Raw genomic sequence first — 13,881 nt, 5'->3', positions numbered from 1 at the left:
ATACTTGGCTACTGTGTTATTAAGTAGAAAAGCGCAATGTATAAACGTATTTGTTTTTTAGCCTACGAAGGTATGGAGTTACTTGACTTGTCGGGCCCTCAATCTGCCTTTTACGAAGCCAGTCAGGCAGTATCAGACAGTTATTCTCTCAAAGTGATTGGTTTTAACAACGGGCCCGTGCGTTGTGAAGCAGGGTTGCAAATTATGCCTGAATTGGCAATTAGCGAGGTTGAGGAGTGTCATACTTTGGTGATCCCTGGAGGAAAGGGCTCCAGAAGTGAATCATTTACGGCGCAACAACTGCAGGCGCTTGCGAGCCTGATGTCGCGCTGTGAGCGAGTTGTATCAATATGCACAGGCGTATACTTTACTGCCAGAGCCGGACTTAAAGAAGGCACCAATGTCACGACTCACTGGGCGTTTATCGAAGACCTTAAAATGCAATTTCCACATTTAAATGTCGATTGCGAAAAACTCTATGTTCAAGACGGGCGCTATTGGTCGTCTGCTGGGGTTACGTCTGGTATTGACTTAACGTTGCGCTTAATTGAGCTAGACCTAGGAAAAGCGGCGTCTCATCAGGTTGCAAAACACTTAGTGGTGTATTTAAAGCGCTCAGGCAATCAAAAGCAGTTTTCTGATTTATTAAACATGCAAAAGCCCAGAACGCCACGTATGGAAATGGTCAATGAATGGATAAAAGAGCATGTGCATGAAGAGATTTCGGTGCAAGACCTAGCACAAGTGGTGCATCTGAGTGAGCGACAATGTCACAGATTGTTTTTATCAGAGACCGATAATACACCTGCACAATATATTGAAAAGTACCGCATGCAACTAGCTAGTGAACTGCTGGCTACGTCTGATAAAAGCATAAAATCGATAGCGTTTAGCCTTGGTTATCATACCAGTCATGGCTTTAATCGCGCTTTTCAGCGCAATTTTTCTGTTAGTCCAAGCGCTTATCGCAGCGCTTTTTTAACACAGAGTGAGGAATTATTATGAAGTTTTTAGCACTATTTATTATCTCGCTGGTATTTAGCAATCAAGCTACTGCTCAATCAGTCCCTTCACAGCTAACTCATAATCATGAACACGCACCGTTGGTGAAAGTAGGCAATGACACAAAGGTAAAGTATGTCTGTCAACTGTGCCCTCACGTTAAGAATATATATCAAACGACCGTCTATGAGCAGGACGGACAGTGCCCAATTTGTAAAATGAACCTCATCGAGCTGCACCCGCGAACGGTTACTCAAGGTTTAACACTTCACACAGGCTCCGGGAACTATTTTATTTCAGGTGGGCAAGGGCGTGAGGATAAACTCATCAATGTGTTCTACCATAAGCCACGCGATTTCAATAGCAACTCGAAGGTATTATTGGTTATCCCTGGGGCGGGGCGAAATGCTTGGAGTTACCGAGATAGTTGGGTGGAGGCTTCAGAGAAGCATAACGTACTGATACTATCACCAGCTTATGCTGAACAGGAGTATGACTTTGCTAGCTACCATTTGGCTGGCATAGTGTCGAACTTGGTTTTTAATAATAAACAAGCACTGGCTGAGGGACAAAAAACCAGTAAATACCGTTTTAAAAACAATGAATTGGTATTTGATATCAATAATGAGGCACAAACTTGGATGTTTAACGACTTTGACCGAATTTTTGAAAGTGCCATTGGCGCGTTGGCGGCACCACAAACTCATTATGATATTTTTGGCCATTCGGCCGGTGGACAAATACTACACCGTTTTGCCATATTTCAAGCGGATTCAAAAGCCGAGCGGATAGTGGCTGCAAACTCGGGCTTTTACACCCAAGCTAATCGCAACGAAAATATTCCGTTTGGATTAAAAAATAGCCGCTTGTCAGATGAGCATTTGCGCCATAGTTTTGCCAAAAAGCTTACCTTATTAATTGGTGAGTTGGATAATGAAAATGAAACCCGAGGCAGTATGCTCCATACGCCTACAACAGATAAACGAGGGTTAGGTAGACTCTCAAGAAGCCACCACTTTTTTGAGCATAGTGAGCGATACGCGAATAAGTTGGGAGCAACCTTTAATTGGCAGCACCATACGGTAAAGGGCGTTGGTCATGACTTTAAGAAAATGAGCCAAGCTGCAGCGGCTTATCTTTACGAGTAATAAGTTGTATTCCATATACTAAATCGTAACACTCGCTGTGTTAAAAGTTTCTTATTTAGAGCAACTGAATAGCGACTTATTTTGCCTTGCTATCGGTAGGTTTTCTCAACTAAATAGAGGCCACTCAATTCAGCAAATCGGTATCATTTGTAAGCATTAAAATTATGCCAAACTATTAAAAAATATAATCTTTTAATGGTTTAACGTTTCGGTTATGTCGATTGGAAAGTTACTCATATAGGTGACTATGTGAGCAACTTTAAGTTAAGTAACCTGAACTTGGGATAAGCAACATGCTACAGCACTGCACTTTTTGCGTATTTCTGCGTTGAATTCGCTAGCAATCGCTCGCTATTACGTACGCGAACTCGCCATGAACTGCACAAAATAGCAGCACTGTATGATTTGGTAATGGACTGATATAACTAACTTTGTCATATCTATTACCCCGAGTTTAGGTTAAATATTGAGTTAATACACCGTATAAGTGATTCATATCGACGGGTTTGCCAATATGCGCTACGAAGCCTTGTTGTAAATACCTTTCAACGTCTGCCACCATGACATTTGCAGTAAGTGCGACGATATCAATATCAGGTTTGATTTTAGATATTTCATTTAACGCCTCAACGCCATCCATTTCAGGCATCTGTATATCCATAAGGATCAAATCAAAGTGTTCATTTTTAACGGCATCGACTGCCAACTTACCATTTTCCACTAGTGAGATTGTGGCATGGGTATCTTTGAGCATCGACCTAATAAGTACCTGATTAATTGGGTTATCTTCGGCGACAAGGATGTGCTTTCCATCTAGCTGAGGTGCGATTACTGCTTTGTGTACTTGGCTTTTAATATTTCTATCAGTTGGCTCCAGTGGCAATATGACATCTATGGTTGTGCCAACGCCTAACTTGCTCGTTAATTTAACTGTACCCCCCATCAGTTTTACTAGGCTCATGGTAATAGACATGCCAAGTCCCGTGCCACCAAATTTTCGTGTGGTGGAGCTATCGGCTTGCTCAAAACGCTCAAATATGCGAGCTTGTGCGGTTTCACTCATGCCGATCCCTGAATCAATGACAGTGACACATACGGCTTTTTTTCCTTCATGCTCTTTACAGCTAAGTACGATTTTAACACTGCCTTTTTCGGTAAACTTAACCGCATTTGACACCAAATTAAGTAGAATTTGCTTTACTCTCACAATGTCACCTAACCAACCGTCGATAAAGCTTTCATCAAGGGTATGGGTCAGGCTAATACCTTTATTGCTAACCAGTGTATCAACATCAAATCTTACCGAACTGACTACTTCGGCAAATAAAAAAGGTTGTTGTTCAAGCTCTAGTTTATTGTTCTCTATTTTAGAGTAATCCAGTATGTCATTGATAAGTGTGAGTAGCGACTTAGCTGAAGACGATGCATTAACGAGAATAGTTTTTAAATCTTCATTGAGTGGGGTAGCTTGTAGCAACTGCAAGCTGCCCAGAATTGCATTCATTGGAGTGCGGATCTCATGGCTCATATTGGCTAAAAACTCGCTTTTAGCGCGATTGGCTTCATCGGCCGCTTGTGTAGCTTGTTTTAATTCAGCAATCGCATTGACTTTGTCAGTGATATCATAGTTCACGCCGATGATTTTTAGGGCTTGACCCTTATTATCTCTAATGACTTCAGCGCTTGCCTTCATGGTTCTTATTTGCCCATCTGGATGAACCACTCGAAATTCGGGATCATAGCGGCCCTTTCCAGCGATTGCGTCGAATAGTTGCGCTTTAGTCGTTGCTATATCATCAGGGTGAACACTGTTTTCCCATGCTTCATAGGCTCCCGAAAAGTCTGTTTCATCGATACCATAGAGCGTGTACATCCACTCATCCCATATTAGCTCATTGGTAATGACATCCCACTCCCACACGCCGATGCCTGCAGAGTCATTCGCAAGCTTCATTCTAAAGGCACTCAGCTCTGCCTCTTCTTTTGTTGCCTGCAATTGTTTTTCAATGCTTTTTTGTACTGATATATCTTGAACAACAGACCATATGTATTCGCTACCATCACTTTTAGCTATTTTTACACCAGATAGTAAAACTGGGTACATATGGCCACGCTTATGAATATACTCTTTTTGGTAAGGGCCGTACCGTCCATGCGCCATTAAAGACTCGAGCTGTTGTTGTTCTTGTTGCTCATATTTTTTGGGTGTGAGTTGCCAATAATCCATATTGTTTAACTCATCAACGTTGTAGCCACTAAAATAGCTGAACTCATCATTTACATATTCAAAAGAACCATCAGACAAACGGCTAATAGCGATACCAACTGGCGCTAAATTAACAAATTGCTCAAATTTTTCTTTTTCTTCTAAATATGCTGACTGAAATCGCTCTATATCGCTGATAGCATTATCTAATTGAATTTGTGTTTCATACAGCTCTGTAATGTCTCGACCGATAGCTAGTACGAGGTTTTTATCTTCAAGAGGAAGCGCTGTGAGAGAAACTAGGCAAGGAAACGTTGAACCATCTGAATGAGAGTGAGTCCATTGAAACAGCTGAGGCCCTGATGTAAATGTGTTTTCGATATATTCACGCGCCATTTCTTCAGAGGATCTGCCACAGGGCTGAAATTGCGGAGAAATATCCGCAGGGCGTAGCTTAAGGAAGTGCGCTTTGCTTGCTACTCCGTGCAACACAACAGCGGCTTGGTTACATTCAATAAAGCGACCGGTACTCAAGTCGATAATAGAGAGCGCATCGCCAGATACATCGAATAACTTTTTGTATTTTATGCGTTCGGCGTTTGTTTCTTCAAGTTGGGCTTCTAATTGCTGAACTCTGTGTTCAAGTAATGTGAGCTTTGTGTGCATAGGTCCGTTAAATATTTTATCTGCATTATGCTTAGTATAGAGGGAACTTGCTCTTTGTTTACAGGCAGAGTTATTTATTTAGGTGAACAGTAATGTTTAAGAAATCGTAAAAGTCAGCTTTATGGCTTTAAATAGTAAGTAACTATTGGTTTCTAATATGGAAGTATAGAGTAGAATAGTCGTAGAAATCGGATCAAACTATTCTACTTACATCGGGTTAATCGTTAAAAAACACCGTTATCATTACGGATAGTTCCACCGCTTACCTGCGAATAAAAGCGCATAAATCCATCAAGTGCTTGAATAGAATCCCAGTGCTCAACAATATGCCCATTTTCAACCTTCCAAGTATCGATTATATTCATCCCTTTTTGGCCGTTGCCTCTATCATCTTTGAAAAGCGTTGCATGGGAGTGGAAGATAACAAAATCACCGTCGACCAGAATACGCTTAACGTCATAGGAATACTCCGGGTAATCTTCTACAAACTCTTGTAAAAAGCCAACCAATCCGGTCATTTTATCTGGGAGATTGCGGTTGTGTTGTTTATAAGTACTATTATTATGCTTTGCGAGCACATTCTCAAATTATGGTCGTTCAGCTCTGGTTTTCTATCTCATACACGACACATTAGCTTTGAAAAGGGATTGGAATTGCTTCAACCGTGACCGAATTATTAGAATCCACAACGATGGCGTGATTACGCGCTACTTTTATCCATCCTTCGGATGTTTCGGTAAGTGGCTCTGAACATATAATGATATTGCCATTTGACTCTTTATTAACGGTGATATCGTCAGCCAATTGCTCGTAGTCAAAAGTACCTTGCGTATAAAATAGTGAGGCAGGTTGGCTATTGGCATCCGTTGCAAAACGGGTGGCAACTGTACTGATACCGTCACTCACTGCAAAGTTAATAAACGCGTTAGTATTTGCGCCATTATCTATTCGAAATTGAATAATACGTCTGATGGTTTCATAGAGTGCGAGCTTTAACTCTTCAGCCAATAAGTTGTCACGAAAATCAATCGTATCCATAAACAATGCAAAAGCGTATTCGGAGTCGGTGTTGCCTTTGATCAGATTAAAAGCCTTATCTGACAAGCTATTTAAAATACTGCGCTTAAAATTGGGAAATTGATCCAACCGTCCATTATCCGAGGCTGCACTTTTGCCTCTTCAATTTAGACTTTATAAATTAAAGAGTTACCCATGGCCAATGGGGATACTCAAAACGACTACAATAGAACACTCAAGAAATAATAGCCAGATTATGCCGCCTAACCCTTAAACTCGCGCAAATCTTTAATCAAACAACGACTATCAAGCAGACTGTACTTAGATTTTCGCAATGCAGATAGAGCAGCAATGTCTTGCGACCTTGCTGCCAAGAGAGGTTGTCAAAGACTGTGGCGCTTTTTACTTGTCCTTTTTCTCTTCAAGTACATAGATCTCGCCATCAAAGCTGCCTTGTATCGTCAAGCCTTGCCCTGCCAACTCTTTTAGGTAATCGATATGATCTTCAGTTATGTGCTGGCCTGGCACCAACAGCGGAATACCTGGTGGATATGGGGTAACTAAACCCGCACAAATGCGGTTGTTGGCTTTGCTCATAGGCACTGATTCTCGTTCGCCATAGAATGCATCACTTGGAATACACGCCAAATCTATGGCAGGTAAATTCTCAGGTAAGCGAGCGCGTCGCGTCGATTTAGACAACTTTACTTTACCGCTGTCGAGTTTTTTCAAGGCATTGTACAAACGAATGATCTTAGAGCGTGTGCCGCCTAACGTAAGTAGAACCAAGATGGTGCTATGGGTGTACTTTTCGATTTCTAGGCCAATTTCATCCAGCAGGAATTTATGAATGTCTTTTAACGAATAGGGCAGTTGGCTTATGTCGATAAGAATTTTGAGCGGATCATGGCCCATATTATCGCCACTAAAATGTGGGAATATCTCCATAAAGTCTTGCTTAGAGAGCACTTTAATATGCTTAAGCGAGGCCATTTGCTGCTTAAATTCTTCCACGTGGTTCAACAGGGCATTGAGCAATTTATAGCCTTCCATTTCCAATTGCTTTTGGCACACATCGAGCGAGGCAATAAGCTGGTATTTTGGCGATGTACTGGCGTAAATACTGTAAATTTCTCGAAAGAAATCGGCATCAAAATCGGGGTCGTTAATATGAATATAAGACGCCTGAGAAAACGCCGATACCACTTTATGCGCAGAGTGCGTGACGTAGTCAGCACCGGCATGAATCGCGGAATAGTAACGTAAGCTGGGATGAAACAGAGAGTACGCAAACCAAGCCTCATCGATAAATACCTTTATCCCATGTTGATGGGCAAAATCGACCACTTGTTTTAAATCACTCAGCAGACCATCGTAGGTACAACCGGTAAGCACCAACAACTTCGCATCGGTATTTTGTTCAATCGCCATCTTGATATCAGCAAGCGACGGTGGTGCGAAAATACCGTATTTCGGATTTAAAATACTCGATAAATAAATAGGGAAACTGGCCGATTGCAAAATGCCATAGTGCACAGATTTATGGCAATTGCGGTCGATGATCACCTTATCGCCTTTGCGAAGCAGGGTCTGCAAAATGATCTTATTAGAGGTAGACGACCCGTTTGTAACAAAATAGGTGCGCTTAACTTCAAACGTTGCAGCAGCCGACTCTTGCGCACGGCCAATGGTGTTGGTGCTATCGGACAACGAACCTAACGAGTCGACCGATACCGACAAGTCACCAACAAATACATTGCGACCATAAAACTGATAAAAATCTTTGATATAAGGGGAGTTTCTAAAGCTAGAACCACCGCTATGCCCCGGTGTATGCCAAGAGTCGTTTGCTTCGCCAACATAACTGCGATACGCCGTCCAAAATGGGGTTTCTGATCTGTCGTCGAAGTCGTTGATCATATAGCCTAAAATAGCTTCCGGATCGGAGATAACTTCATCTTTGAAGAAGAAAGACTCTATCTCTTCGGATTCGTTGACTATCTCTAGTCCTTTGGTATCGTCGCCGATAACATACACAGGCAACTCAAGGCGAATGCTCTTTAACTGGTCGATAAATCGACTGTAAACTTGCTCTTCACTTTTATTGAGCGCATCCCAACTCAGAACCACAGCCTGAATATCACCATCTTCGGTGACATGTTCCAAAGCGTTCGGGAGGTCGAGACATTCGATAATATCTATCTGAACATCTTCTCGTTCAAAGTTAGGGATTGTTTTTGCCAGATTTGTTGAAAGCGCTTGTAAGACGGCTGGCTCTTGTTCGATTAGCAAGATACGAAGGACAGGTAGCATAATGATGTTCGCATTAAAATTTGAAAATTTTCAATAGGGTAAACAAACCACTAAGATTTGTGAAATGAATACTTCGAAAATTTTCTCGGCAATGTACTGTCACGTTATATAGCGCTGCTTTGCTTATCCAATCTACAGCGAAAAAGCATCGCCTTTAGCTACACGTAGACAAGCCATGCAACAAGGCTTGCAAACATACAGTAATAAAGCATAGGTAATAGTGTGTAGCGGATCACCTCTCCTTCTTTGCCGCTTAGTCCTACAACACTTGCAGCCGCAACGACGTTTACCACCGCTATCATGTTACCAGCATTTGCGCCTAGCATTTGCAGCGCCAAAACAAGATGAACATCAAGCCCTGCGCCGCTGGCAATGGCTTGCTGAAAGCTTGAAAACATTAAATTTGAGAACGTCGCTGAGCCCGCAATAAATGCTCCTAACGAGCCAACAAGTGGGGCGATAAAAACCCAAATATGACCTAAATGGTGCGCGGTGATTTCAGCCAATGCCATGGGCATGGCGCTGAGCCCAGATCCATTTATATCAGAGCGCAAAAAAATGCGCACCATAGGCACGGCTGTACACAGTGCTATGACTGAAGGCAGTAGCATTTTCGTGCTTTGCGTGAATGCTGTGCGTAATTGAGTGAATGTGCCACGTTGTAGCCAAATGGCCAGCAAAGCGGTGATCACAAACACGCTGCCCGGCAGATATAAAGGCATGATGTTTGTTGAAATAGGGGAGCCAAGAATTTGATTCCACTCGATATTTACGCTCTGCAATGCTGATTTGAAGGGTAAAGAGGGGAGTCGAGTCAGCACTAACAGCAACGCTACTATCACATAGGGCATCCACGCCGTGAACAAACTTAGCTCTGGTGCTGTTGCGTTTTGTGGCGATATATCGAGCGAAGCAGTACAGAGTGTTTGAGTTGACTTAGGAAGCAAAAAGCCTTTTTGAGCGAGCGGACAGACAATAACCAACCCAACCATAGCGCCAAGCACAGAAGGAAACTCTGGGCCAAATAACCAGGCAACACAATATGCTGGAATGGTAAAAGCCAGTGCGCTAAAAATAGCAAATGGGGCCATAACAAAGCCCTCACGCCAGCTTGAATGGTCATTAAAAAAGCGACAATAAATTAAAACCATGATCAGTGGTAAAAAAGCGGCAACGAATATATCAATCCCAATAGCTGTTAATGCAATGGCTGAGATCTGTTGATAGCTCATTCCTACCGCACCTTGCCCAATGCCCACAATAACCGGGGTGCCAACAGCACCGAACGAAACAGCGCTTGAGTCGGCAATGAGTGCTAAAACTACCGCACTTAAAGGCGAGAAGCCCAATGCGACAAGCAATGGGGCTGCGATTGCAGCGGGGGTTCCAAAGCCTGCTGCGCCCTCTAAAAAACTGCCAAATAACCAAGCGACGATAATCAGTTGTACTCGTTTATCTGGGCTGACCTGAGTAAAACCTTGTTTAATCGTGGTCGTTGCGCCAGTTTGTTGTAAGACTTTGAGTAACAAGATAGCCCCAAAGACAATCCACAAAATGGTACATGCGATGACGAGCCCTTCAAACGAAGCTGCGACTATTTGTAGCCCGGGTACTTGCCAAAAAATGTATGTGGTTAATGCACATAAAATTAGACTTAAAGGCATGGCCTGTTTAGCTGGCAGTCTGAACAAAACCAACAACACAAAAACGCTGAGAATAGGCACTAGTGCGGTGAGAAATTGTAGGAGCGTCATAAGTTAATAAGGAATCCATGACCTATTTTTGTTCAGCTTAACATGCGAGTGGATGAATGAATATCGTCAAAGCAATCTAAAAAGTTAAGTACTTTTAAGGTAGTTTTGTGCATAGGATTTAGTAAGTAGCGCACCATAGCAGTGAAACTATGACACCAAAAGTGCATTCTCTTCAGTTTACAAAAAATAGTTACGGCAGTGTCAATAGCGGATAAAAAGTGGTTTTTGTCTAAAAAACACCCAGCTATTTGCTTGATTAGTACGAATATGCCCATTCGGACGATCTAAATAGCTCCTTGCTATAAATTTGATGAAAATTTAATAGCGTTAAAGGAACATATTATGGGGTCAACATCACACAACTTTTCGATGGCAAACGAAAAAAAGCTAAATGGGGCTAACGGAGCACAACCGAGCAAAAAGGTAAAAGTAAATTTGGCTGACAAGGTGATAAAGTATTCGGCAATATTTTGGTTTTTAGCTGTAATGGCCGGTCAGTGGTTTTTCTTTTATTACATTATCAAGTTTTACGGATTTTCGGTCATTAACGACAACATGGAAATTTGGAATCGCTGGGAAGTGTTTGGTAGTACGCCACACAAAGAAGGCGATACAGCAGGCAACGTGCTCTTTTTTGTTCATGTAATTGGTGCTGGTATTGTCGCCTTTGGCGGCGCTTTACAACTCATACCAAAAGTGCGAGCGCTGGCACCGAAGTTTCATAAAATCAATGGGTATGTTTACTTAGCAACGGTATTTTTCTTAGCGATGTCAGGCTTTTACTTATCCTGGATAAGAGGCGCGAGCCCAGATCTTATCTCTGAGATAGGCACGAGTATTAACGGATTTCTTATTCTAGGTTTTGCCTACATGACGGTTAAAACTGCTATAAACAAAAACATAGCGAGTCATCGTAAATGGGCTATCCGTCTATTTTTAGTCTCTAATGCGCAGTGGTTCCTTAGAGTCGGTGTGTTTAGTTACTTTATCACTGGCACTACCGTGGGTGGTAACCCAGCTTTTGGAGATCTGTTTTTTCCTATCTGGACGTTTGGTTGCTTTCTTTTACCATTAGCGGCGTCGCAACTATATTTTTATGGTGCTAAGAGCAAGCGCATTGATGTAAAAATGATGACTGCGCTGGTAATGCTTGTGCTTACTGTGCTTATGTCGGCTGGGATATTTGGCTTCACGCCATTTTTATTGCAGGTAATGAGTGGGGACCCAATTGTATTTTAGTCCGCTGGGTATGTTGTGGCATATTTTAGTTCAATGGGTTGAGGGCACTTTCATTTCTGCAACAAGTAGGAGTAACAGTGCCCTAAACTATGAGGTTAGCTAAAAAAGTAGCAAACCAGTTTTTGTGGTTTTAGTTAAGTTATTAATTTTTAAACTTTTATTTTTATGCTGGGTGTTTTTAAGCATTTCGAATAAGGCTGTTATACCAATTGCATTAAATTGGTGATCAGATATTGCGGCAGATAAATTATTCTACATGAGAAATATTTAACGCAGTTAATGAGTTATTTAGCTCGATAGAATGATCAATGTATTAATAAAATTGGTATTATCTAGCGCTCATAGCGAAGTTGCAAAAACGCTGTGTGCTCACTCACGTTTAAGTATATGGAGATTACTTTGCTTGCTAGCACTCTTGGTTTAATGAACTAAAGTGCCAGCTTTTGTTTGCGATACTGTCCGGGTGTACAACCTGTAAACTCTTTAAACGCGCGTGTAAAAGGGGCGGCAGAAGCAAAGCCACTTTCAATTCCAACAACAAGTACAGGCCAGTCTTGCTTATCTGGCGCGCTCAATATTGTTTTTGCGTATTCAACACGCATCTGGTTCACATAGTGATTAAAGTTTTTGGCATTGAAATGATTGAGCATAATAGCGCGGATACGATATTCAGGAACGTTTAGTTCGCGAGCAATATCGGCAACACGCAAATTTGATTCCAAAAAGCGCTTCTCATCGACCAATAGCACATGAATTTGATTAGCAAGTAAGCTCTCATCTTGAGCGGATAGATCGGTGCTATTTTCTTTTTGGTTAATCTGCTTTTGACGAAATAGGATCAAGCCTTGTGTGCTAGCTAATATTAGTAGGTATGCAAAAACCACGAGCCAGTCTCGTCCTGCTCCAGCTAATACATTACTTGGTAATGCAGCGGCAATTAACATAACACTGACAATGCCAGTAATGAGCGAGCAGAGGTAAATTGTGGATATTTTACGTTGTGTAGCAGTTGCATTTGGCAAGACACGGTAACCTTCCCAAAACGCGAGAATGAGCATACCTGACGACAATATTGTAATGGCCTCGGATAAAACAGTTGTTAGCATTGGCAGCCAATCCGTATTTGCCAGCCACATCTTTTCAAAAAAGCGTAAGACATGTTGTAGTATCAGGCATGCCCCCAAGATACCTACAAGCAAGAGGTGATGCTGATTGATGGGGTTTGCTTTGCGGAAAAATGCACGAGCAAATAGCCAGTACCCACTGCAGGTAGCGAAACCCAGCATACCGATTAAGTGGTGATAGGGAGTCCAGTAGTCGCTGGCGAATTTACTCGCAATATGCATGGACGATGAAGCACAAAAAACAGCGAAAGCGAGATGTAAAACATGCTTTTCTCGAAGGCGATAATGCGTAATGGCCAAAACCATACTTAGTAAAACAATGGTTAATTGCGCGACTTTTAGCAGTTCCAACTTCTACTCCCCAATGTTTGTATCCATGATTTTACATTAATCCCGTTTTTTTTCGAGGATCTTCTGACTTACTGTCTTTTTCATGCATCGAATTTCAAATTCGACACTCCACAAGCCTTTAAGAGTGGCAGTATGAAGGCGAAATTTAGAAAATGAGGTATGGCTATGAAAAGTAAATCTGACACCAATAATGAAGGTATTAACGTAAGTGAAAATAATAACAGTGAGTGTGGCTCAATAGCAAAGGGGGCACCACCAGTACCACTTTGGAAAACGTGGGGGCTTCGCGTGTTCTTTGCTGGAATGGTGGTAGTGCTTGGCTCAAACCAGTTTAATTACATTCTTGAGGGCGCTTCAGAGTGGGGAAACTGGCGGGGGCTGGGTCATTCGATGTTATTCGCGCTTGCTGTATTTGCGATTGGGGGGCTTTTTCGTCCATTGGCGTTTTTACCGATTATGATTTATGAAATTGTGTGGAAGGCGGTGTGGTTATTTGTGGTTGCATTACCGCCTTGGCTGTCAGGTGAGGAGATCCCTGGTATTGTCAGCGTAAAAGGATCAATCATTGGTATATGCTTAATAATGATTGTGATCCCATGGAAGTATGTATGGTGGCGATACTTTGCTCAGCCAATTGAGCCTTGGAGACGCAAAAAGCAAAAGAGCGACAATACAGAATAAGTACAATATGAATTGAAGCGATAAAAGCGGTGATGTTTTGGTTATGACGCATGTGCACCTTCATTACCGCTTTCTAGCAACAAGAACTTGCACCCGTGGTAGTACTCAAAGACCGTCTAAAGGTACTTTAATGAGTGGTAGCATAAAATAAAGAAAGATTTGGTCAAATCAGAATCGCATGATTTGCTTGATAACCCCCCCCCACCTTTGCGTTGCAAATACCTAAGAAGAGTTGCGAGATAGGTAAAGAAGCAAAGGAGTCAATAATAGGTTTGCATATCAGATAGGTATAGCGTTGCTTGGAATAGCAGGCAGCAGAGCAGAATTATCATTAGTAAGGCTGTGAACTAAATTTGGTTCTTTTTCGTAAGTGATATAGT

The 13,881-nt window shown here is 42.0% G+C and carries 10 protein-coding genes; 4 read left to right on the top strand and 6 right to left on the bottom strand.

Annotation, left to right across the window (positions count from 1 at the left end):
* Nucleotides 1-36 precede the first annotated feature (36 nt).
* Together GDK41_RS11850 and GDK41_RS11845 are read left to right on the top strand one after the other, a co-directional pair.
* Complete coding sequence (locus GDK41_RS11850; RefSeq protein WP_152086610.1) at nt 37-1,005, top strand: GlxA family transcriptional regulator; 969 nt, start codon at nt 37-39, stop codon at nt 1,003-1,005.
* The gene (locus tag GDK41_RS11845) at nt 1,002-2,150 is read left to right on the top strand and encodes a hypothetical protein (RefSeq protein ID WP_152086609.1); all 1,149 of its coding nucleotides are present in this window, start codon (nt 1,002-1,004) and stop codon (nt 2,148-2,150) included. The genes GDK41_RS11850 and GDK41_RS11845 overlap by 4 nt, the downstream gene beginning before the upstream one ends.
* A 454-nt stretch (nt 2,151-2,604) precedes the next feature.
* Here GDK41_RS11845 and GDK41_RS11840 read toward each other — a convergent pair whose 3' ends face one another.
* The 5 genes from GDK41_RS11840 to GDK41_RS11820 form a co-directional block, all read right to left on the bottom strand.
* A complete protein-coding gene (locus tag GDK41_RS11840; RefSeq protein ID WP_172971605.1) occupies nt 2,605-5,022 on the bottom strand; it encodes a PAS domain-containing hybrid sensor histidine kinase/response regulator in 2,418 nt (805 codons plus the stop codon).
* 224 nt (nt 5,023-5,246) lie between these two features.
* A complete protein-coding gene (locus GDK41_RS11835; RefSeq protein WP_152086608.1) occupies nt 5,247-5,540 on the bottom strand; it encodes a nuclear transport factor 2 family protein in 294 nt (97 codons plus the stop codon).
* 112 nt (nt 5,541-5,652) lie between these two features.
* On the bottom strand, nt 5,653-6,168 hold the full coding sequence (locus GDK41_RS11830; protein WP_152086607.1) for a class II glutamine amidotransferase: 516 nt from the start codon (nt 6,166-6,168) through the stop codon (nt 5,653-5,655).
* 273 nt (nt 6,169-6,441) lie between these two features.
* Nucleotides 6,442-8,352 (bottom strand): aminotransferase class V-fold PLP-dependent enzyme, encoded by a 1,911-nt coding sequence (locus GDK41_RS11825; RefSeq protein WP_152086606.1) that lies wholly within the window; start codon nt 8,350-8,352, stop codon nt 6,442-6,444.
* A gap of 158 nt (nt 8,353-8,510) precedes the next feature.
* A complete protein-coding gene (locus GDK41_RS11820; protein ID WP_152086605.1) occupies nt 8,511-10,106 on the bottom strand; it encodes an L-lactate permease in 1,596 nt (531 codons plus the stop codon).
* A 342-nt stretch (nt 10,107-10,448) separates the two neighbouring features.
* Between GDK41_RS11820 and GDK41_RS11815 the strand changes: the two genes are divergently transcribed.
* Complete coding sequence (locus tag GDK41_RS11815; protein WP_232056455.1) at nt 10,449-11,345, top strand: DUF2306 domain-containing protein; 897 nt, start codon at nt 10,449-10,451, stop codon at nt 11,343-11,345.
* A 428-nt stretch (nt 11,346-11,773) separates the two neighbouring features.
* On the opposite strand, the gene GDK41_RS11810 is transcribed toward GDK41_RS11815, so the two are convergent.
* Nucleotides 11,774-12,820, bottom strand: coding sequence for a helix-turn-helix domain-containing protein (locus GDK41_RS11810; RefSeq protein WP_152086604.1), 1,047 nt, complete (start codon nt 12,818-12,820; stop codon nt 11,774-11,776).
* A 165-nt stretch (nt 12,821-12,985) separates the two neighbouring features.
* On the opposite strand from GDK41_RS11810, the gene GDK41_RS11805 reads away from it, so the two are divergent.
* Nucleotides 12,986-13,501, top strand: coding sequence for a hypothetical protein (locus GDK41_RS11805; protein WP_152086603.1), 516 nt, complete (start codon nt 12,986-12,988; stop codon nt 13,499-13,501).
* Nucleotides 13,502-13,881 lie beyond the last annotated feature (380 nt).

Source organism: Pseudoalteromonas sp. A25 (genome assembly GCF_009176705.1).
Lineage (GTDB): Bacteria > Pseudomonadota > Gammaproteobacteria > Enterobacterales > Alteromonadaceae > Pseudoalteromonas.
This window is presented reverse-complemented; position numbering and strand designations above follow the sequence as displayed.

Excerpts from the sequence above, each read along its gene's own strand:
- GDK41_RS11825 (WP_152086606.1), bottom strand. The coding sequence starts at position 8,352 with ATGCTACCTGTCCTTCGTATCTTGCTAATCGAACAAGAGCCAGCCGTC.
- GDK41_RS11845 (WP_152086609.1), top strand. The coding sequence starts at position 1,002 with ATGAAGTTTTTAGCACTATTTATTATCTCGCTGGTATTTAGCAATCAA.
- GDK41_RS11805 (WP_152086603.1), top strand. The coding sequence starts at position 12,986 with ATGAAAAGTAAATCTGACACCAATAATGAAGGTATTAACGTAAGTGAA.
- GDK41_RS11815 (WP_232056455.1), top strand. The coding sequence starts at position 10,449 with ATGGGGTCAACATCACACAACTTTTCGATGGCAAACGAAAAAAAGCTA.
- GDK41_RS11840 (WP_172971605.1), bottom strand. The coding sequence starts at position 5,022 with ATGCACACAAAGCTCACATTACTTGAACACAGAGTTCAGCAATTAGAA.
- GDK41_RS11850 (WP_152086610.1), top strand. The coding sequence starts at position 37 with ATGTATAAACGTATTTGTTTTTTAGCCTACGAAGGTATGGAGTTACTT.
- GDK41_RS11820 (WP_152086605.1), bottom strand. The coding sequence starts at position 10,106 with ATGACGCTCCTACAATTTCTCACCGCACTAGTGCCTATTCTCAGCGTT.
- GDK41_RS11835 (WP_152086608.1), bottom strand. The coding sequence starts at position 5,540 with ATGACCGGATTGGTTGGCTTTTTACAAGAGTTTGTAGAAGATTACCCG.